At 39.1% G+C, this 20,441-nt stretch carries 17 protein-coding genes; 6 read left to right on the forward strand and 11 right to left on the reverse strand.

From position 1 onward, the window contains the following. Nucleotides 1-321: a rhodanese-like domain-containing protein gene (locus tag ED557_09170; protein RNC83930.1), complete on the forward strand. Its 321-nt coding sequence runs from the start codon at nt 1-3 to the stop codon at nt 319-321. A 169-nt stretch (nt 322-490) separates the two neighbouring features. Here ED557_09170 and ED557_09175 read toward each other — a convergent pair whose 3' ends face one another. From ED557_09175 to glgB, 8 genes are all read right to left on the reverse strand, one after another. Further along, nucleotides 491-1,720 (reverse strand): transcription termination factor Rho, encoded by a 1,230-nt coding sequence (locus ED557_09175; GenBank protein RNC83931.1) that lies wholly within the window; start codon nt 1,718-1,720, stop codon nt 491-493. Nucleotides 1,721-1,879: 159 nt separating this feature from the next. Beyond that, nucleotides 1,880-3,214 carry a hypothetical protein gene (locus ED557_09180; protein RNC83932.1) on the reverse strand — a complete coding sequence of 445 codons (1,335 nt, stop codon included), beginning with the start codon at nt 3,212-3,214 and terminating at the stop codon, nt 1,880-1,882. Nucleotides 3,215-3,280: 66 nt separating this feature from the next. Beyond that, nucleotides 3,281-4,588, reverse strand: coding sequence for a hypothetical protein (locus ED557_09185; GenBank protein RNC83933.1), 1,308 nt, complete (start codon nt 4,586-4,588; stop codon nt 3,281-3,283). Between the two features lie 3 nt (nt 4,589-4,591). Then, a complete protein-coding gene (locus ED557_09190; GenBank protein ID RNC83934.1) occupies nt 4,592-5,782 on the reverse strand; it encodes a hypothetical protein in 1,191 nt (396 codons plus the stop codon). Nucleotides 5,783-5,804: 22 nt separating this feature from the next. Further along, nucleotides 5,805-6,602: a hypothetical protein gene (locus tag ED557_09195; protein RNC83935.1), complete on the reverse strand. Its 798-nt coding sequence runs from the start codon at nt 6,600-6,602 to the stop codon at nt 5,805-5,807. 13 nt (nt 6,603-6,615) lie between these two features. Then, nucleotides 6,616-7,434 carry a phosphosulfolactate synthase gene (locus ED557_09200; protein ID RNC83936.1) on the reverse strand — a complete coding sequence of 273 codons (819 nt, stop codon included), beginning with the start codon at nt 7,432-7,434 and terminating at the stop codon, nt 6,616-6,618. Between the two features lie 51 nt (nt 7,435-7,485). Next, nucleotides 7,486-9,000 (reverse strand): 4-alpha-glucanotransferase, encoded by a 1,515-nt coding sequence (gene malQ, locus ED557_09205; GenBank protein RNC83937.1) that lies wholly within the window; start codon nt 8,998-9,000, stop codon nt 7,486-7,488. A 6-nt stretch (nt 9,001-9,006) separates the two neighbouring features. Beyond that, nucleotides 9,007-11,211, reverse strand: coding sequence for a 1,4-alpha-glucan branching protein GlgB (gene glgB / locus ED557_09210; protein ID RNC83938.1), 2,205 nt, complete (start codon nt 11,209-11,211; stop codon nt 9,007-9,009). A gap of 101 nt (nt 11,212-11,312) precedes the next feature. Between glgB and ED557_09215 the strand changes: the two genes are divergently transcribed. Beyond that, nucleotides 11,313-12,539 (forward strand): ABC transporter permease, encoded by a 1,227-nt coding sequence (locus ED557_09215; protein RNC83939.1) that lies wholly within the window; start codon nt 11,313-11,315, stop codon nt 12,537-12,539. A gap of 58 nt (nt 12,540-12,597) precedes the next feature. Here ED557_09215 and ED557_09220 read toward each other — a convergent pair whose 3' ends face one another. Beyond that, on the reverse strand, nt 12,598-14,196 hold the full coding sequence (locus ED557_09220; GenBank protein RNC83940.1) for a UDP-N-acetylmuramoyl-tripeptide--D-alanyl-D-alanine ligase: 1,599 nt from the start codon (nt 14,194-14,196) through the stop codon (nt 12,598-12,600). Nucleotides 14,197-14,398: 202 nt separating this feature from the next. Between ED557_09220 and ED557_09225 the strand changes: the two genes are divergently transcribed. Then, nucleotides 14,399-15,403, forward strand: a complete 1,005-nt coding sequence (locus tag ED557_09225) for a glucose-1-phosphate thymidylyltransferase (GenBank protein RNC83941.1) — start codon at nt 14,399-14,401, stop codon at nt 15,401-15,403. 45 nt (nt 15,404-15,448) lie between these two features. Then, on the forward strand, nt 15,449-16,663 hold the full coding sequence (locus tag ED557_09230) for a hypothetical protein (protein RNC83942.1): 1,215 nt from the start codon (nt 15,449-15,451) through the stop codon (nt 16,661-16,663). A 402-nt stretch (nt 16,664-17,065) separates the two neighbouring features. On the opposite strand, the gene ED557_09235 is transcribed toward ED557_09230, so the two are convergent. Both ED557_09235 and ED557_09240 read right to left on the reverse strand, forming a co-directional pair. Further along, nucleotides 17,066-17,380 carry a hypothetical protein gene (locus ED557_09235; GenBank protein RNC83943.1) on the reverse strand — a complete coding sequence of 105 codons (315 nt, stop codon included), beginning with the start codon at nt 17,378-17,380 and terminating at the stop codon, nt 17,066-17,068. A 224-nt stretch (nt 17,381-17,604) separates the two neighbouring features. After that, nucleotides 17,605-18,006 (reverse strand): universal stress protein, encoded by a 402-nt coding sequence (locus ED557_09240; protein ID RNC83944.1) that lies wholly within the window; start codon nt 18,004-18,006, stop codon nt 17,605-17,607. Between the two features lie 98 nt (nt 18,007-18,104). On the opposite strand from ED557_09240, the gene ED557_09245 reads away from it, so the two are divergent. Both ED557_09245 and ispE read left to right on the forward strand, forming a co-directional pair. Continuing rightward, nucleotides 18,105-19,517 carry an HD domain-containing protein gene (locus ED557_09245; GenBank protein ID RNC83945.1) on the forward strand — a complete coding sequence of 471 codons (1,413 nt, stop codon included), beginning with the start codon at nt 18,105-18,107 and terminating at the stop codon, nt 19,515-19,517. Then, the gene (gene ispE, locus ED557_09250) at nt 19,517-20,392 is read left to right on the forward strand and encodes a 4-(cytidine 5'-diphospho)-2-C-methyl-D-erythritol kinase (protein RNC83946.1); all 876 of its coding nucleotides are present in this window, start codon (nt 19,517-19,519) and stop codon (nt 20,390-20,392) included. Before ED557_09245 ends, ispE begins: the two co-directional genes overlap by 1 nt. Nucleotides 20,393-20,441: the final 49 nt, after the last annotated feature.

The following is a 20,441-nucleotide window of genomic DNA, read 5'->3' on the forward strand; positions in this document are numbered from 1 at the left end:
ATGAATGAAATAACTGTACAAGAGCTGAAAGAAAAAAAGGATAATGGGGAAGACTTTTTCCTGCTTGATGTTAGAGAAATGACCGAGTACCTGGTTTCTAACCTAGATGGAGAACACATTCCGCTTGGCGATCTAGAATCAAGGCTTTCTGAATTAGAAGACAAACGTGACGCCGAATTCGTGATAATGTGCCGTTCAGGAGGAAGAAGTGGAAAAGCGTGCCAGTTTCTGATCAGCAAAGGGTTTTCCAATGTTTATAACCTGAAAGGTGGTATCACTGCCTGGTCGAAGGAAATAGATCCCTCTATGCCAGTAGCTTAAGCAATTAGACGGTTGTTTTGATCGCCGCTAAATCACAAAAACACTAATTCTGAGTTTTCGTGTTTTTTGTGGCTAAAACTAACTTAAACACCTCCATTAGGGACAGCTATTTTAACATCCCTAAGCTCTTGTTCTCAGAAAATTACAGGACGAATTACCTCTAACCGCGTTAAGCTATCGCTGCTATTTGATTTAGCAATTCCTGATTACTCTCTGTGTTTTTTAACACCTTGAGTAACCCAAGCATCGATTCTCTTGGAGATTTCTTGAGGAGGTAACGCCTCACCATATTTCTTTCTTCCAGGGAATCGGTGATAAACTTTTCCTCATTTCTCGTGCCGGAAGCAGTAATATTTATGGCAGGATAAATTCTATCATTCGCCAATTCTCGATCAAGGACCAATTCCATATTACCAGTACCTTTAAATTCCTCAAAGATAAGGTCGTCCATCCTCGAATTTGTCTCAACCAGGCAAGTAGCAATAATCGTTAGTGACCCGCCGCCTTCAATCTTCCTGGCTGATCCAAAGATTTTCTTGGGGATTTCGAGTGCTCGAATATCCAAACCACCTGAAAGAGTTCTTCCACTGTTAGTTTGGATCGCATTATAAGCCCTTCCTAATCTGGTTAATGAATCTATTAATAGGATAGCATCTTGTCCCATTTCGGCTTTACGCTTAGCGTAGCCGAGAGCCATTTCAGTAATTCTGATATGGCTTTGAGTTTTCTTGTCATTTGAAGAAGCAAAGACTTCTGCATCCGTTGAGCGAATGAAATCAGTTACCTCCTCAGGACGCTCATCTACCAGTAGAACGCTCAAATGTATATCAGGGTGGTTCGCAGATAAAGAGTTCGCAATCTGTTTCAACAATACGGTTTTACCTGTTCTGGGAGGCGCTACGATTAACGCGCGCTGCCCTTTACCAATAGGAGCCACTAAGTCGATCACCCTCATTTCAGTATCATCAGGTAATTCACCCAACCGAATCCAATCAACAGGCATAATAGGTGTCTGTCGTTCAAATCTTGAGCTCTTCGTCCAGCCTTTAACAGGTTGCCCGTTTACAACTTCAACCGATACTACATGCTTATTACCCTGATTGTCTTCTTCAAACTCACCCTCGAGTACCAGGCCTTGTCTAAGTTCAAGAGCTTTCACTTCTTCTGGTTTCAAAAATGGATCTTTTGGATTGTAACTAAACTCATAGTCCAGTTTCCTGATAAAGCCCCAGCCCTTTGTATTGATCTCTAAAACACCCGCATACCTTCCGGCTACTCCAAGGCTATTATTCCAGAAAAATTTTGGGATAAATACATTCCCGCCCTGGTTGCGGTTCCTGTTCTTGTTGTTATTTCTCTTTTTATTGTTACGGTTTTTATAATTCTTTTTCCGTGTCATTAAATCGTAAGTGTTGATTATTCTCCTTTAGTGGAAGTACCTAATTCTAAATTTTGATGTGGGTAAAAAAGGAGAGCTAAAAAAAGTGATGCGGACTTCAGTGTCCGCATCAAATCTCAGAAGATGTGAAAAGATACAAATGTTTTAACCGATAGCAAACTACCGAACAGTAGTGGTTTCATTAACCCAGCTATAGCAGCTCATTAATGAACTATCGACGGTTACCCTTTGACCATCCTCATATCCAAGGGTAAAGAATTTATCTTCAGTAGTAGGAGTTACTGCTTCATACGTAGCCAATTGTGAATTAACTGTATTGGTTACAGATGCGTCTACCTGCTTCGCCTTGTTAAGCAGGTCAACTACTACCCAGTATACTACTTTGTCTTTTGCCTCAAGCTTTCGCCCATCAGAACATGAACTTACTGCCTGCCCATACACAGAGGCTAACTTAAGGTATCCAAGTCCATAATTACTATCGATAGATAATGCATCATTAATATACCCTTTCGCAGTTTGTAACTGTCCCATGCTTGTGTAAACATCCGAAAGATCAATATTGATCTCTTTTTTAGCCTGATCATCAGGAGCGTTTTCAAGGGCTTCTTTGTAGAACTGAGCCGCCTCTTCATATTCAGAATTTCCTTGCTCAATATCAGCCAAAGCCAACGCGCTTTCGTAGGTAGGATCTAATTCATGAATCTTTCTTAAGGTTCTAATTTGATCGTCCAGCATGTTTAAATCTTCATAAGCATTTACTAATGCTCGTAAAGCTTCGAGATCATTCGGATTATCCGCTAATTTTCCCTCGTAGAATACTACCTGCTCTTCTGGGTCATCAAACAGCTTCTTTAGCGTGTCATCGAAATAAGACTCTAGTTCTGCATCAGCAAATGGAGCAGCTGCCTCTATCTTTGCAATTACTTCATCCTTACGATCCTGACGAACCATATTATCAATCGTCACTTTGATATAATAACCACCCGCAAGTGTAGTGGTTTCCTCAGCATCAAGTTTGAACATTTCTTCAAAATCTGAATAAGCTTTTTGAAGACCGTCATCTATCATGCTGTAATTTTCCAGGAAGTAGCGGCCTCTTCTCTGATAAAGCTCATACCGCTCTTCTTCAGTAGACACAAATAACTCAAAACTTTCATCATAAAGATGTAATGCAGTATCTACATACGCTTCTCTTATACTAGGGTCATTTTTTGTTTTCGCGATCTCAGTATAAATTTTAATCAGCTTTGTATACTGAACAGAAAGCTTAAAGCGTCCCTCTGGTATTCCATCTATTTGCTCAGGCTTTTTGCACGCTATCCACCTGCCGTATTGAAGCGCCATTGGATAATCACCACCTGTATAATTTCCTTGGAATACGGAATATGCTTGTATTTCGGGCATATTAAAGGGAATAGAAGAATTACAGTCCTGAGCAGACACAAGTGACGTACTCACGAATAAAATCCCTAAAATTGTAGCTATTTTTTTCATTTCTCCATTATTCGTTACTAATACGATTATATAAACTCGTCAGTTCAATAAATTATTACTATAAAATTATCTAAGCTTTGGGCGAATGAACATAATTTCTGCGAGATTGATCGAGAAACCAAGTTGCCATATCCTTTCTTCAATTAAATTATTCTGTGTGGTACCTCTAAACCCATACTGAAAACTAAAATCAACCGACGACACACTTCGCCTTGTTAGAAACCCTAACCCGGTATGCAGCCATAAAGTATTTATGTCATTACCATCAATGGTCAAGTGTCCAGAATCATAAGATACTCCACCAGAGTATTTAAATCTTGAAAAAAAGCTATCACGGTTATTTTTATAGGGATGGTATTGACCGCCAAACCCTATGTTAAGTCTGTCGGAGAAAAATGCCTCTTCATCTGGATTAATTTCATTTCTAAAATCACTCCATTTTTGATAGGAGCCCTCAACGGCGAATTGCATAAATTGAGACGGGGCATAGCCTAATCCAAATGCTGCTTCAAGAGGCATATTTATATCACCTGCTGTATTAGCCAGTGTAGAGCTAATATCTATTTTCTCTTCTGTACCATCTATAATTTTATCGGCGGTACGCTTCGATTTAGCTCCAATGGTATAAGGAAGAGATAAAGTTGCACCAAATGCTATTCTATCCGTCTCACTAAAAATGTTTGAAAAATTAGCCGCCAGACCAAATCGTTGTGAAAAAGCAGTACCAGTAATAGAGGTAATTTGATTCTGAGATTGAAAGGAAGCCGAGTTAAAAGACAAGGCTTCACTATTATCAAGAGTCAAAAACGCGACAGATGGCGCATAACCAACGGAAATATTTTTTGTAAGCTTCAGCCCAAAACCCGCTTCAAATTTATTTACCCCCCCTGAGCTTTGGACATCGTTACTAAACGTAACGGTATCGATAGATGCACTTGAGAAAGTCCCGGATTCAACAATTCGAAAGTTTGACCTTGACACAGGAGCCAGGGAAAGAGATAAACCAAGTCTTCCAGGATACACGGGAAAAAGCATTTGGAGATATCCAGCTGAAAAGTTCGTATTACTTTGCTCTGCAGAAGTTCCGCTCGTAGATTTATAGCTACTGAGCCTCAAACTAGTTGTAGCCTGAGTATAAAAGGTTCTACTCCATAGTGCTGGATTGTTTAGAGAAGTAGTTTCAGAAACAATACCAGAAACACCTAATACCCCATGCGCCCTAAAATTATCTGATACCAAGTCTTGAGGGATACCTACTCCAAGCACTGAATAAGATGAACCGTTGCTGCTTTGAGATGATTCATCATCCTGTGCTAAGGCTTGTGCCGATAGTATTGAAAAAAAAGCGAGTAATAAAATTCTTACAGTTCTCATATGCTAATTCGCCGAATAAATAATCAATTTAGGAGCAAGATCCGGGGATGAAGACTCATTAAAGAGAGAGGTATAGCTAAGTGCTCCCTGATTACTGAATAAGTAAACGTAAACTTTGTCTAATGAAGTATCACTAAAAAAGTAGTTATTAATGAGAGTAGTCATATTAAAAACAAACGCACCGTCTTCATTTACTGCATTGGCATTGAACGCCCCTATAACAAACTGATAACCCAGATCATCAACCTGATCATTGATAAGTGCCAACCCTAAATATGACGATCGAATTTCAGAATCAGATAATGAACTACTTAACGCGAGAGTATCTTCATTGAAGACTAGTTCTGCCCTTATAAAATCCTGACTTGAAACCTGATCTGCTAGTTCTGCCAGATTAAAGGATAAGAAGTTGTCATAAGTAGATGGCAAAGCTACCGTGCTACCCGAACTTGATGGTATTGCCTGATCAATATCATACCCCCAATCAAGAAAAGACTGATAGGTAGTATCTGCACCAATTACAGTTAATTGACTTTGAGTATTATTGATAACAGAGATTTTATTACTTACCCCATTATGCACTATAGCCAATCCAAAATCTGTTTCTCTGTATTCGTCTTCTCTTATAGAATCAGGGAGATTAAATATCCTGATATAATCATCCTTCCAGGTTCCGGTTAGCCGTGTTTCAACAAACCCAAGCGAATCTATCATGCTATCATCAAAAGATCCGATAACTTCTGCAGTTGAATATGTAATTGTTTCACTCTTTCTAAATGTAGAACCTCTCCACGGGTTGATTACCCTGTAGATTGAATATGAATTATCAGTGGATGTATCTCCAAACGCATCATTGAAGTCCATATTTAAATTAAGGAAAAAGTTAAAGGTACTCCTTAGAGTGTCGTCTTCGCTTATTCTTGATATTTCAGGCTTAACAAAGCTAAAGGCTGTAGCCTGGCCAAATTCTGAATCATTAAAAGATCCAACAGCAGATAGAGTTAATTTACCCAAGTATGGATCAATGGTTTCAGTTGTAAGATCAGTTACAAAAAGAGTATCAATTGCTATTTCGATAGGATCAACAAATTCACCCCCAATTGTACCAGGCTCTTCACATCCAAAAAATAAAAACAGGAGAGATACAGAAAAAGTAAGCTGCCAGATTTTGGCAGCTTTCGTATTTGTGTGCATTAAAAATTCGTCTTGATGTTTTTTATTCAGCTAACACTCTATAGTAATCGGCGAATTTAGCAGATACATCTTCAGGTGAACCTTGAATTTGTTTTGGAGAAATACCCAACTCGTTGAATACTTCATCAAATTCATTCTTCAGGTAATTTCCAGTAACAACGTAATCGCTATACATTAAGCCTAGTTTCAATAAGTCAACTTTACCATTATCGGTTAGCTTGTTTATATCTACGTCTTCAGGCAAGCCGAGTAATTCTAATATCTTTGCAGTATCAGCTGTACCTTCGTTCTCAGGATGGTGAAGATTGTAAATCACTTTAGTTCCTTGGAAAATCTTTTCATCCTTGTATTTGGTTTTAACGAGCAACGGAATTAAACCTGCCGGCCAATCGTGGCAATGAATAATATCCGGCTCCCAACCAAGCTTCATAACTGTTTCCAGCACCCCTTTATTGTAGAAGGCCAAACGCTCTGCATTGTCAGAATAAAAACTTTCGTTTTTTGGGTCTTTAAATAAACCCTTTCGCTTGAAATAGGTATCGTTATCAAGGAAATAAACCTGAAGCTTGGCATTAGGAATGCTAGCTACTTTTATCTTCATACTTTCTTTGGTATCACCTACTTCAACCTCAATTCCGGATAGCCTTATTACTTCATGAAGCCTGTTTCTTCGGTCGTTAATGGTACCATACTTAGGCAGTAAAATTCGGATCTCGAATCCTTTATCCTGTAGAGAAGCTGGCAAAAATCTTAAAAGATCTGCCGTGTAAGTCATTCTTGCGAAAGGAGAAATCTCTGCAGCCGCGTATAAAATTTTCATAGATATTTTTTTCTTACTCTTTGTTAGAGATTTTATTCTCTTTCATTACTTGATCTAGTTCATTGTTCTCATCGAGCGAATAGAAATCCATTAGTGTATCACTTCTAAGTCCAAGTCGAAGAGTCTCAAGAGGTATTACTTCTTCCGGTTGAATATTCCCAAGATTAACATTACTGCCGTATTTTTTTATAAACCAAACTTGCTGCTCTTTTTGAGGAGCTTCGAAAATCAAATTTTCGACAGGTACCTGGTCGGTTATTTCCTCAATTAACCCGGACCGAACCTCTCCGTTTGGCCGAAATACACCCACAGTACCGCTTTCTCTGGCTTCGCAAATAACTTTACTTGCTCCGGCCTCAAGCTCTTGTCTGATAATATTTACCCACTTATAAGGTGGTATAATTTCGTTTGGGTTTTTGCTGCCTACTTCTGAGTATACCTCATAGTCTTTGCTTAATTCCTTGATGATAGCTTGTTTTTTATCATCTGAAATCCAGACTGTACCATTAGAAACTTCGAGGTGTTTTATCTCATATTTTTCAAGAAGCTTGCGATAGGCTTTAAGTTGATCTCTGACAAGATATGCTTCAAAAAGGGTACCTCCGAAATAGACCGGAATACCCGCTGAAGCATATACCTTCAACTTATTTTCAAGATTAGGAGTCACATAAGAAGTGCCCCAACCTAGCTTTACGACATCTGTATATTCTGCGGAAGTTTCGCAAAAATCCTCAGCTTGTCGCACACTATACCCTTTGTCGAGTACCAGTGTAATTCCTTCTTGTCTTGGTTTTTGAGATCTCTGAGGGAGATTATTAAGAGAAAACGGCATGTATTTGTGTCCTGAATCGAAGCTTTAAATATACTAAAATAAGCTAACTTATTAAATCCCGGCTTTTTCCGAGTTAGAATTCCTGTTTCCTAGCTCTACAAGAAAGGAGAGCTGATCCTCATTGAGTTCCTCAAACATAGCTTGAGTGTATCTCCACAGCCAGTTTCCTGACGATGTACCGGGAAAATTCATCCTATGAGCACCATCAAGGTTCATGAAATCTTGCATCGGGAAAATAGCCTGGTCAGATGCAGACAGCATTCCTAACCTAATTAGCTCCCAACTGATAGAAGAACCATCTGAACGTGTGTACACTCTTACTCTGTGCTGTTCTACTTCCGGAGCGCTATTATACCAACCAATGGAAGTATCATTATCATGTGTACCGGTATATGCAACGCTGTTTTGAGGATAGTTATGTGGTAAAAAGGCATTAGTTGCATCAGAATCGAATGCGAATTGGATAATCTTCATACCTGGAAAGGCATATTTATCTCTTAACTTTTCTACTCCTTCTGTTACAAAGCCAAGATCTTCCGCAATGATTGGAAGTTCCCCACATTCCTCTAATATAGTATCAAATAGCTTTTCACCTGGGCCATCAACCCAGCGTCCATTTATTGCTGTCTCTTCTGTTGCTTTTACTTCCCAATAGGCGTCAAAACCTCGAAAATGATCTACCCTAATTGCATCACAGATTTTGAACATGTGCTTAAATCGATCCACCCACCATGAGAACCCATCCTTTTCCAGAGCTGCCCAATTGTATTGAGGATTACCCCAAAGTTGACCCGTTTCGCTAAAATAATCTGGGGGAACACCTGCTACTAGTACTCGGTTTCCTTCCTCATCTACTTCAAAGTATTCTGGATTAGCCCATACATCGGAACTGTTGTGATCCACGAAAATCGGAATATCTCCTACAACCCGAATGCTTTTTGAGTTAGCATATTCTTTCAGGCTCATCCATTGATTTTCAAATTCATACTGCATCCAATACTGTAGCTCAATTTCTTTTTTGAATTTTTTCTTGTGAGCCTTTAAGGCTTCTGGTTTTCGTTGGGCTATATCTTTATCCCAGGTATTCCATGGCCGTTTGTCATAATGAAGCGCACAAGCCATAAACAATACATAGTCATCTAGCCAGTGCTTATTTGCTTTCTTGAAAGACTTAAACTTCTTCTCTTCTTCTTCAGTAAGAGTTTTATAAAATCGCTCGCATGCAAGCATGAAAAGGGTGTCCTTATTTGCAAATGCGGCATCATACTGTACTTCTACGCCTGATGGAAGCTCTGCTTTCGCTGCTTCTTTAGAGGTTAAAAGGCCTTTTGAAATAAGTATATCAGGACTAATCAAATAAACATTTCCAGCAAAGGCGGAATAACTGGCGTATGGTGAGTTTCCATACCCTGTTGGGGTTAAGGGCAAAACCTGCCAAATAGTTTGACTTGTGCGCTCCAGGAAATCAATAAATACTCTCGCTTCATCTCCAAAATCTCCGATCCCATATTTTCCGGGAAATGAGGTTGGGTGAACTAGTGTACCACACGAACGAGGAAATCTCATATATCTCTATTTCTTTGGTTTTAATATTACCCCTGCCAGAGGAGGAATAGTAAGGTTAAGTTTTGCAGGCTGATTTTGCCATTCACTCAGCGTGGCATGTAGTACAGTGTCTCCTACGTTACTACCTCCATAAAATGATGAATCGCTATTCATTATTATCTCGTATTCCCCGGGGATTGGAGCACCGATTGTATAGTTATGGTGCACAGTTGGTGTAAAATTCAATACTGTAATAATAAAATCCTCTGGATCCTTAGCTCTTCTGATGAATGAAATAATACTATTATCCGCATCATTAATATCAAGCCATTCAAATCCACGCCAGTCAAAATCTACTTCATGAAGAGCCGGGGTTTTCTTAACAATTTCATTCAGGTTTTTTACCAGAAGTTGTATTCCCTGATGATTTTGCCAATCCAGCAAATGCCAGTCCAATGACTTCGATTCATTCCATTCTTCCCATTGACCAAACTCGCAACCCATAAAAAGAAGCTTTTTTCCAGGATGGGCATACATATAAGTGTAAAGTAGCCTGAGGTTAGCAAACTTTTGCCAATCATCACCAGGCATTTTTGAAAGCATCGCTTGCTTCATATGCACTACTTCATCATGAGAAAATGGAAGAGTGAAATTCTCGCTAAAAGCATAAATCATAGAAAAGGTTAGCTCACCCTGATGGTATTTTCTATAAATAGGATCCTTTTCAATATAAGCCAGAGTATCATTCATCCAGCCCATATTCCATTTGTAATCAAACCCTAAACCTCCTGTTTGTGTAGGCCTTGAGACTCCTCCCCACGAAGTTGATTCTTCTGCAAAAGTAACAACTCCAGGAAAGTGATGATGGACAGAGTCGTTGAAGGCTCTTAAAAATTCAATCGCCTCAATATTTTCTCGACCTCCATACTTATTTGGAATCCATTCTCCTTCTTCTCTTGAATAATCGAGGTATAGCATAGAGGCAACTGCATCAACTCTTAAACCATCAATATGGAACTTATCGCACCAATACAATGCATTTGAAATAAGGAAGTTTTTAACCTCCGTTCTTCCAAAGTTGAAAATGCATGTGCCCCAATCTTTATGCTCTCCCTGCCTAGCATCTTCATGTTCAAACAATCCGGTACCGTCAAATCTTCTTAATCCATGCTCATCTTTTGCAAAATGTGCTGGTACCCAATCAACAATTACACCTATTCCGGCTTTGTGACATTCATCAACGAAGTACATAAAATCGTGTGGGCTTCCAAACCTGCTTGTAGGAGCAAAGTACCCTGTAATTTGATACCCCCATGAAGGATCATAAGGGTGCTCAGCTATGGGAAGAAGTTCAATATGAGTATAGCCCATCTCTTTTACATAAGGCACAAGCTGATCAGCCAATTCCCTATAGTTTAGAAAGCCTGGCTCTTCACCAACCTTTCTTCTCCAGGAGCCAATGTGAATCTCATAAATTGATAGCGGTTTGTTATGTGCCTGGTTTTCTGAGCGTTTTTTTACCCATTTAGAATCTCCCCATTTATAACCCTCAAGATCAAAAACCACTGAAGCCGTTGCGGGCCGCAACTCTGAAGCAAAAGCAAAAGGATCAGATTTTTTTAGCGGAGAATCCTGAACCGGGGTTTTAATCTCAAACTTATACTGATCTCCCGCGCTAACCTGGGGAATGAACAGCTCCCAAATACCCTGATCGTGAAATTTTCGCATCCTATGCGTTCTGCCATCCCAGTTATTGAAAGAACCTATAACACTAACCCTGGATGCACTTGGTGCAGATACTACAAAGTGAACCCCTTTTACTCCATCAATCTCTTTGGGATGAGCTCCCATAAAGTGGTAAGCCTGGTGATGATTCCCCTCACCCCATAACTGCAAATCGAATTCATTAATCAAGGGCTCGTAAGAGTAGGGATCATCAATCGAAAAAGAATCTCCGCTTAATGTCTCAATAGTAAGAGAATATGAGAACTTATTTTTTCTCCTTGGAAAAACATATTCAAAAAGCCCTTCAGGAGATATCCTCTCCATTTCTACTGGCTTTATGTTTCCTGCATTTATAAGAATACTTTTCGCTTCTGGCCAAAAAGTGCGGAGTACTAACTTCTCCTTTTTCTCTTGAGAAATAGAGTGTAGACCGAGCACGGAAAATGGATCACCATGCATTCCATTAGATATTGATTCTATAACATCAGTAGTTAGTGTAGCACTCATAACAGCTTGGGTTAGAAGGGGCAAAAATATAATAAAATTACTACAAACCGTTATGAACGAATTGAAGGTGTTTTGAAGACACTTAATCTCTATTTTTAGCCATGGATCATACCGGATTTATTGCTCGCCGATATCTTTTTTCGCGCAAGCATGTCTCTTTAATATCTACCCTCACTTACATAAGCATCGTTGGAGTTACTATTGGTACCGCTCTGCTTATTGTAGTTCTCTCCGTATTTAATGGCTTTTTTGATGTTATTAAGAATCTATTACTCTCTTATGATCCGGATATCCGCATTGAATCTTCTTCAGCTACTCTTTTTAAGCAAAACCAGGCTCTTATTGATGAACTTGAGTCTATTCCTGAAATAAAAAATTACTCCCTGTATGTGGAAGGAAAAGCCTTGCTCAGCTATCGAAATGATAGAAGCGCCGTTGTTAATGTAAAAGGCATTGAAATAGAGAACTTTTTCAAAATGGTAAATATTGAAGAGAGTGTTACCTCTGGTGTATTTGAGGTAGAAGTCCGGAACCGAAAACCCGGCTCTGTTATTCCTGAAGAAATCCGAAATCAACTATTGCTTACTCCCGGGGATGAAATTGTATTACTTAGTGCAAATGGGATGAAGAAAGCACTAACCCAGATTACTGTTCCTCGGTCATTTCGTTTTGATGTGAGAGGCACTTATTTCTTGCAACAAGTAGCCAGTGGGCCACAGGTTTTTATAGACCTCAATGCTGCTCAGCGATTATTTAATTCACGAAACAGCATATCAGGTATAGATGTTAAACTGGAGAATAATGAAGACGCGGAATATGTGAAGCAAAACCTTGAGGTAGCTCTGGGTGATGGGTATAAGATTTCTACCTGGTATGATCTCCAAAAACCACTTTATGACGTTATGTACCTTGAAAAATGGGGAGCGTATGTCATCTTGATGATCATTGTGATAGTTGCCGTACTTAATATCATCGGCTCTCTGACAATGATCGTAATCCAAAAAAGAAGAGACATCGGTATTTTGATATCGATGGGATATGGAAAATCGGCCATAAAAAACATCTTCAGAAAACAAGGTCTTTATATCGGAGCTATAGGGTGTGGTATCGGAGGAACTCTTGGGTTCTTACTGTGTTGGATTCAACAGGAATTTGGGATTATAAAGCTATCCTCAGCCTTTATCATAGATGCATATCCGGTTGACGTACAGCTTTTTGATGTTACTCTAGTACTGGTGGGTAGTTTATTACTTTGTCTTGCTGCAAGTTGGTTTCCATCAAAACGTGCATCAGAAATTCAGCCTGCTGAAGCAGTTCGTTACGAGTAATAGCAGTAAGTAAGAGTAAAGAACAAGGATTTAAGAAGGAAGAATTAAAGGACGTTCTTCATTCATTATATACATCCGGAAGGTCATTCTCATACAGAATTACGTCTCCTGGAGTAGCAATTTCTTTCACAATATCATTTGCCTCAAAAAGACTGTTTACGATCCTTACATGATCTGTTGACTCAGCTTCTTCATTTATGCCTTCAAAAATAGGTTTGGCTCTTTCTTCTCCTACTAAAATAACCGCATCAAGATTGGCCAGACCGATCGCTCTTCCAAATGTTTTGTTCTCTTCATACTCCTGATCACCTAGTTCAATCATTCCAGGGGTAACGATTATTCTTTTTCCGGAATTAAACTCGCTCAGAATTTCTACTGCGTTCTTTGCCCCAACTGGATTACTATTAAACGCATCATCAATCACAAACAATTCTCCTTGTTGCTTCAATTCTAAACGATGCTTAACCGGTTCAATATTTTTTGCAGCCAGGGCCATTGTCTTAGGACGGATTCCCAAATGATAAGCAGTCCCAATAGCTAAAAGCATATTTTGAACGTTATGCGCTCCCAGCAATCTTGTTTGAAATGTTTCTCTTGCATCCGGAAAACCAACTTCAAAAGTTGAACCACTGGTATCATAAGATATATCACCTGCTTGAATTTGCCCCTCATTCAAGCCTACCATTATTCGCTTAATCTCCGCTCTACCTTCACCCATTTTCTGTACCCGTTCATCATCAGCATTTAGTATAGCTACACCTCCAGAAGTAAGATTGTCAACCAACGTTCCTTTTTCTTTTGCGATTATATCTTGGCTACCAAAGGTTTCCAGATGTGCCACTCCTACATTTGTAATAATTGAAATATCAGGCTTCGCAATATCGCATAGCTCCTGGATATTTCCTTTATATCGGGCGCCCATTTCCAGAATCAATATCTGGTGATGAGATTGAAGGTCGTTGTTGATTACTTTACAAACTCCCATAGGGGTGTTATAACTACCTGGAGTAGAACAAACACTATACCTCTCCTTTAATAAATCACGGACCATAAACTTAGTGCTGGTCTTGCCATAGCTGCCCGTTAATGCAATTATTTTTAGATGAGGCATTGAGGCGAGTTTTTGCCGTGCCTTTTTTTTAAATCCATTTTGAATACTTCTCTCAATTGGTCTGGTAAGGCCACTACCCAATAGAATTAAAAAAGGAAGTAGAATAGCTCCAAGTATCCACCCGAAGAACAATAGAATTACATCAAATGAAAGTAGTCCCGCATCATAAGTTGGAAGAGGTACCCATATAATGGGAATAAAACCTGTATAAGCCCACGTTCCAAAAAAGATGGGAAGCGCCAGTGAGAATACTACTACCGGAACTGTAAGTCGCTTCACCCTGGGGGTAAAAACAAGGGGCTTTTTAACTTTTTGATGGCGATACTTTTTTACGCTACCAAACCAAAAAATTGAAAGAGTAAAAAAAGCTACTGCTTTGCTAGAGTTTGTCGCCTCAATATCAAAAAATTCCAGACCTACCGACCCAACAAATAATAACATGATAAAGAGCGAAAGATCTAATGGAACTACTTTTTTCTCCCAGTGCTGCCTTAACCAGCTCCAATACTCATTATGCTTGTATCCTACTTGTTGAAATACATGCAAAAAAAAGCGGATACGATAGAAAAAGAAGCGTGCAAAAAGTATGCAAATTAGTACGGACAGGGCATCTAGAATGTAATAGTACAAATGAAAACGCTCTAAGATTAAGTGATAGTTAAGGGAGCAATATATTGCTCGAATTTATTAATACTCCGGGGTATATTCACCCACTTATCAGCCTAATGTTTCAATTATTTACTAAAATATGAAATTAATCATCCCTATGGCGGGAAGGGGTACCCGCGTAAGGCCTCATTCACATACTGTACCAAAACCTTTGCTACCTGTAGCGGGAACAATGATCATCGAACGACTGGTAGAAACATTCATTCGAACCTTGGATAGGGATATTTCGGAAGTAGTATACATTCTGGGCCCTGATTTTGGGCAATCGATAAAAGATCAACTTCGAGCGATGAGTGAGCGACATAATGCTAAAGCAACATTTAGGGTTCAAGAACAGGCTCTTGGCACCGCACATGCTGTAGCTTGCGCAAGTGAAGACTTAGATGGAGAAGTAATCGTTGCTTTTGCAGATACCCTTTTTGATAGTAAAGAAAAATTTAACATTGAGGGAGCAGATAGTGTAATCTGGCTAAAAAGAGTTGACGACCCTTCTCGTTTTGGAGTAGCCGTTCACGAAGAAGATAGGATTACCGGTTTTGTTGAAAAACCTCAGGAATTCATATCAGACCTGGCCATAATTGGAGTGTACTACTTTAAAGATGGTGAGGAAATTAAGCGTCAGGTAAACAGGGTAATTGATGAAGACATTAAAGGTCCGGGAGGGGAGTACTTTTTGACCGAAGCTTTGGATAATATGATTAATGAAGGCAAGCTATTTAAAACAGCTACTGTAGACGAATGGTTAGACTGTGGAACGCTACCGGCTTGGCTGGAGACCACCGGAGAAATAGTAGCAAAAGAAAACCACTCGTTTGACCCCAGTAAGTACCCTGGCTCAAATATAATTCCACCGGTATTTATAGCTGAAGGTGTAACTATTGAAAATAGCACTATCGGCCCTAAAGTAAGTATTGAAGCAGGAACTGTTATCAAAAGCTCAACTATTGAAAATTCAATCATAAGAGAAAATTCAAACATTGTGGATGTGACTACATCCGGTTCCACAATTGGCGCTCATACAACTTTGAAGAATGTCTCTGGAAAAGTGGATTTAGGAGATCATTCTTCCATAACTATGGATTAACTTCAAACCGACTTTAGATATAATACTTTAAACCTCTATTCACCCTTGAAAGTAACCTATTACCTACTATTCCTGCTTATTTTAGTCAGTTGTAAAAGCAGTGAGGAATTTTTAGACAATACTCCAGAAATTGACCTCTTTAATTATGCCTACTTCAATCAAGAAGACAGTCTTGTTCTTGGCAAAACTATAATTGGCTTAACAGAACTTGGGAATTCTTACGATGCTCAAAGTATACGGATCCCCATCTCGTACCCCGGAGTTGAATCCATTACTACTTTCTTTTCTAAAGACTCTATCATTACTGATTTATTATTTACTTATCAAAGTACCTTTGAATTCAAAGGAACACTCAAGGGGTATATTGATGATTTTGGAAAGCCCGAGGTTGTCGAGTCTGATGATTTAATCACATATAAGTGGAGGGATCAAAAAACAAAATTTGACGTCCTTAGCAGCTTTTCAAATGGGGATACACTCAATTACTCTATCCTATCCTTAAGCAACTCGAATCGATTCCAAACTAGGAGCTATGAATATTTAAAAAAGTTTAGAAAAGACCCGGATATGTATGATCTGCTAGCTACTTCAAAAATCTGGAGTATTATTGGAGGTATCGATGAAGGGTTAAAAATGGGAGTTTCCTCATTTGTCGAAGTTGAAGATTCCTCTCGTATCTTTGATTTAATAAAGGCTAATTTTAAGGATATCGCACTTTTTTCATACAGTAAAAAATATCTAGACGAAAATATTAGCGAAATAGAATTTGAAGGTATTAGTGAGTTTCTTTTTGAGGAATGGTTCTCCGAGGTACAATATAGAATGGATGACTATACGCCTGAGCTTAGCATTGAAGAGTACGCTGCAACACTGGAAAATTCTCCTCCTGAGCAGTTACGGGTACTAACTATTTTAAGGTTTGTGAGGGCAAACAATGCTGGGAGCTTTTTCTTGGAACTGGAAGAAGCCAATGCCAGATCTGTTGAAAGAATAAGGGCTTCGATTGAGGGAAATGAAATTTCGAGTACTGCAATGAGTGTAGCTGAGCGCCAACAAAAAATTCAACAATATGAGTTTGGTACTGCAGTGTCTTTCTTATGGGCTTTAGAAATACTTAGCAATGATGAGATTAATCGTATATCGGAACTCTATGAGTCTTCTTTCGGCAAATTATATGTTGACTCTTATTCTAAATCACTCGTGTTTGCTTATGAAAAGGCTACTGATAAGCTTATCGAGGAGATAGAAAACAAGAACTGAATTGCATAAAAAAACCCTCATCGCCGAGACGTGAGGGTTTTTGTTTTCTTGCGAAAACACCTGAAGTACCTTTGTTTGATTTCTCGATTTGAGAAGGTTCGAACAAATAGGCCGCTGGTTTTGTCGGCCTTACATCAATTTCACCGTAGTGTCCTTAATGCCAGTGCTCACATATAATTACTACAATTCATGAGCGTAGAACAAGAAAAAAAAGCACTACTTTCCCACAACTTTTCAACCCGTTTTCCACGGAATTATCCACAAACTGACTTTTTAAAAAATCATTAGTTATTGTTTTTTAATGGCTAATGAGAATTATTATAGTTCCGTATTTAGGGTCTTTTTGAATAGTCTAAAAATTCACCTGTGCGCGAATGGGATTTTTCTTTGATCCAATTCCAATTAGAAAATAGAGTTAATCTTTGCAGATCCTGAAACAAGCCCGGCTTCCGAAGTATTCATACGGAAGACGGGTTCAGGATGACTATTGAAAGAGAAGAGTGCAGGTGGAGAATTTAGGATACTCAGATTCGCTGCTGAATTTCGAAGCATAAAAAAACCCCCAGCGCCGAAACGTGGGGGTTTAGCTTTCTTACGAAAGCACTTGGAATACCTTTTGTCCAAATTCTCGAGTTGAGAGGTTTCGAACAAACTGGCCTCAAGATTTTTGTGGCCTCTCATCAATTTCACCGTAGTGTCCTTGGTGTCAGTGTTCATCTAGATGTACAGGATTTATGGAGCGCTTAACAAGAAAAAAAAGCGTTACTTTCCCACAACTTTTCAACTCGTTTTCCACTGACTTATCCACAAATTCGATATTCCCATTCTAGTTAAATATTGATTTTATTGAATTAATGAGAAATAGTACTTAGGCTATTTTAACCTTTTTTCGAAAGAGCTTAAAAATGCCCTGAGAGTGAGGTACATATTTTATTAAAAAATTATTTAACTACAGTTATTACCCCATCAAAATTTGAAATCACGTAGTTGCTTATCCCCCCTGGATTTTTGTCATTGATATCCCATTTAAAATCCGCACCCCCAATCAAGATATGATCACAACCGAGTTCTTTAGCAGTTTCGACAATGGTTTGTCCAGGCTCACCAATACGAACTTCCAATCTGGGTTCAACGGTTTTTTTACCCTCCTCCTCAAATAAGTATTTGGCCATTTCTACTATTCCAAGGGCTATATCTTCTGCGTCCTTTTCATAGGCAACCACTAAAATGGTTACCTCAGGTTTATTTGTCAGTTCTGTACTAAGTAAACCAGCATACTTTACCGCTTCACTTGCGTAAATACTTCCATTTGTAGCTATAAGCCAATTAGTTGGAAAACTCATAAGTAAGATTCTTTTTGGTCGATATTAATGTATAGAACACTTAGTTGAAATTAAAATCCATCTGAAAGCCATCCCCAACATTCCTATCTTTATTGCTTATGGATTTGCAACATAATATCCCCAAAAAACATACTTACGTTTTCGGCCTTATAAGTGAAGCCGCTGCTTCGCTTAAACAACCTGTATATGTAGTTGGTGGTTATGTAAGAGATTACTATCTAAATCGACTGAAAGAGCAACCTGATATCGACTTTGTTACACTAGGCTCCGGGATAAAACTAGCTCAGGAAGTCCATCTCCTTCTAAATGGTTCATCCCTAGCTGTTTTCAAGCAATTTGGAACAGCACAAGTAAAATACCAGGATATTGAGCTTGAATTTGTTGGTGCAAGAAAAGAAAGCTACCGAAGAGATTCCCGTAAGCCCATTGTTGAGGATGGCAACCTGGAAGACGATCAAAATCGGAGAGATTTAACCATTAATGCGATGTCATGGTCTCTTAATGCAGAAGATTTTGGAGCTCTGGTTGATCCCTTCAATGGAATGGACGATCTAAAAGCTGGGATCATTAAAACCCCTGTCGATCCCGAACAAACCTTTAGTGACGACCCTCTTCGTATGATGCGAGCTATTCGGTTTGCGACCCAGCTTGATTTTCATATCCACGAGGAAACCTTTCAGGCTATTACTAACATGGCCGATCGAATAAACATTATTTCTAAAGAAAGAATCGTAGATGAGCTCAATAAAATAATTATGGCACAGAAGCCTTCCTCTGGCTTTACCATGCTTTTCAAAACCGGGCTACTCAAATATTTTTTACCCGAAATGGTGGATTTACACGGTGTGAAAGAAATTAATGGTCAGCGTCATAAGGACAATTTTTGGCACACACTTCAAGTCCTGGATAATGTAGCACAGGCTAGCGATAATTTATGGTTAAGATGGGCGGCTATTCTTCACGATATCGCAAAACCTCCCACACAACGATTTGATGAAACGGTAGGGTGGACTTTTCATGGGCATGATGCCCTTGGAGCAAAGTGGACGAAAAGAATATTCAAAAATCTTGGCTTACCCCTGGACGAACGGATGAAATATGTGCAGAAACTGGTTCGTTTGCACCTCCGGCCAATTGCTCTCGTTTCCGATATAGTTAGCGACAGTGCAATCCGGCGACTAATCTTTGATGCCGGAAATGATATTGATGACCTGATGCTTTTGTGTCGTGCAGATATCACGAGTAAAAATGAATACAAAGTGGAACGGTTCCAGCAAAATTTCAATAAGGTAGAACGTAAGATTGAAGAAGTAGAAGCCAAGGACCATATCCGAAACTGGAAAAACCCTCTTTCCGGAGAGGAGATTATGGAAGCTTTGGATATTGCTCCTTCCAAAACTGTTGGCATCATCAAGGATGCGGTTAGGGAAGCCATTCTTAATGGTGATATTCCAAATGATCATGATGCTGCCTTCGATTATATGATTAAACATAAAAACGAATTTCTATAATGAGCGAAACCTGGATCTCCAATTCATACGCCAAAATAAATCTTGGCCTTAATGTGATCGAACGATTGCCTAGTGGTTACCATACCATTGAAACTGGTTTTTGCTTTATAGAGTGGAGCGATCGTTTTGAAATTTCTCCCTCCTCAAGAACCGAGCTCATGATGAGTGATGAACGAATTCCAGCAAACGGAACTAATTTAATTGTACGGGCTGTAAATCTATTACAGCAAGAGGCCCGGTTAAGAGATGAGTTCAAAATTAATGTTCAAAAAAATATTCCTGCGGGTGCTGGGCTAGGTGGTGGAAGTAGTAATGCAGCAACTACACTGCGAATGATTAATAAGATTGCTAATCTCGGCCTTTCAACAAATGATCTCCTTGAAATAGGGAAATCTCTTGGAGCCGATGTGCCTTTCTTTATTCATGGAGAAACCGGAATAGGAACAGGACTTGGAGATGAAATTGAACTACTCCCTATTCAACCCGATGCTTATATCGTTACTGTTTTTCCAAATATTGAAAGCAAAACACCCGAGGCTTATCAAGATTCTATTCCCCGTGGGTTACCTGAATTTTCGCTAAAAAATGTACTTCTTGAGGATGATATTGAAGACTGGCACTTTTTACTTCAAAATCAGTTAGAAGGCTCTGTATTCCCTCGACATGAGTTGGTCGGAAATCTGAAGGATCAATTTTATGACTTTGGAGCTATGTACGCATCAATGAGTGGAAGCGGTTCCAGTGTATTTGGGATTTTTTCTCAGGATTTTGTTGCTATTAATGCCTATGAGTCGTTTCATAGCCTCGGTTATTTAGCTAACCTTACCCGACCACTATTCAAACCGGATCAAGGGGTGTATAAAAAAGAATTCTGACTTTGAAACTGAGTTAACATAAGATCATTATCTTCCCCGGATAACAAGA

Origin of the sequence: Balneola sp. (assembly GCA_003712055.1) — a bacterium.
Lineage (GTDB): Bacteria > Bacteroidota > Rhodothermia > Balneolales > Balneolaceae > RHLJ01.

What these genes read in the sequence shown, in the direction of transcription:
- ED557_09170 (RNC83930.1), top strand. Translation starts at nt 1, where the DNA reads ATGAATGAAATAACTGTACAAGAGCTGAAAGAAAAAAAGGATAATGGG.
- ED557_09175 (RNC83931.1), bottom strand. Translation starts at nt 1,720, where the DNA reads ATGACACGGAAAAAGAATTATAAAAACCGTAACAATAAAAAGAGAAAT.
- ED557_09180 (RNC83932.1), bottom strand. Translation starts at nt 3,214, where the DNA reads ATGAAAAAAATAGCTACAATTTTAGGGATTTTATTCGTGAGTACGTCA.
- ED557_09185 (RNC83933.1), bottom strand. Translation starts at nt 4,588, where the DNA reads ATGAGAACTGTAAGAATTTTATTACTCGCTTTTTTTTCAATACTATCG.
- ED557_09190 (RNC83934.1), bottom strand. Translation starts at nt 5,782, where the DNA reads ATGCACACAAATACGAAAGCTGCCAAAATCTGGCAGCTTACTTTTTCT.
- ED557_09195 (RNC83935.1), bottom strand. Translation starts at nt 6,602, where the DNA reads ATGAAAATTTTATACGCGGCTGCAGAGATTTCTCCTTTCGCAAGAATG.
- ED557_09200 (RNC83936.1), bottom strand. Translation starts at nt 7,434, where the DNA reads ATGCCGTTTTCTCTTAATAATCTCCCTCAGAGATCTCAAAAACCAAGA.
- malQ (RNC83937.1), bottom strand. Translation starts at nt 9,000, where the DNA reads ATGAGATTTCCTCGTTCGTGTGGTACACTAGTTCACCCAACCTCATTT.
- glgB (RNC83938.1), bottom strand. Translation starts at nt 11,211, where the DNA reads ATGAGTGCTACACTAACTACTGATGTTATAGAATCAATATCTAATGGA.
- ED557_09215 (RNC83939.1), top strand. Translation starts at nt 11,313, where the DNA reads ATGGATCATACCGGATTTATTGCTCGCCGATATCTTTTTTCGCGCAAG.
- ED557_09225 (RNC83941.1), top strand. Translation starts at nt 14,399, where the DNA reads ATGAAATTAATCATCCCTATGGCGGGAAGGGGTACCCGCGTAAGGCCT.
- ED557_09235 (RNC83943.1), bottom strand. Translation starts at nt 17,380, where the DNA reads ATGAACACTGACACCAAGGACACTACGGTGAAATTGATGAGAGGCCAC.
- ED557_09240 (RNC83944.1), bottom strand. Translation starts at nt 18,006, where the DNA reads ATGAGTTTTCCAACTAATTGGCTTATAGCTACAAATGGAAGTATTTAC.
- ED557_09245 (RNC83945.1), top strand. Translation starts at nt 18,105, where the DNA reads ATGGATTTGCAACATAATATCCCCAAAAAACATACTTACGTTTTCGGC.
- ispE (RNC83946.1), top strand. Translation starts at nt 19,517, where the DNA reads ATGAGCGAAACCTGGATCTCCAATTCATACGCCAAAATAAATCTTGGC.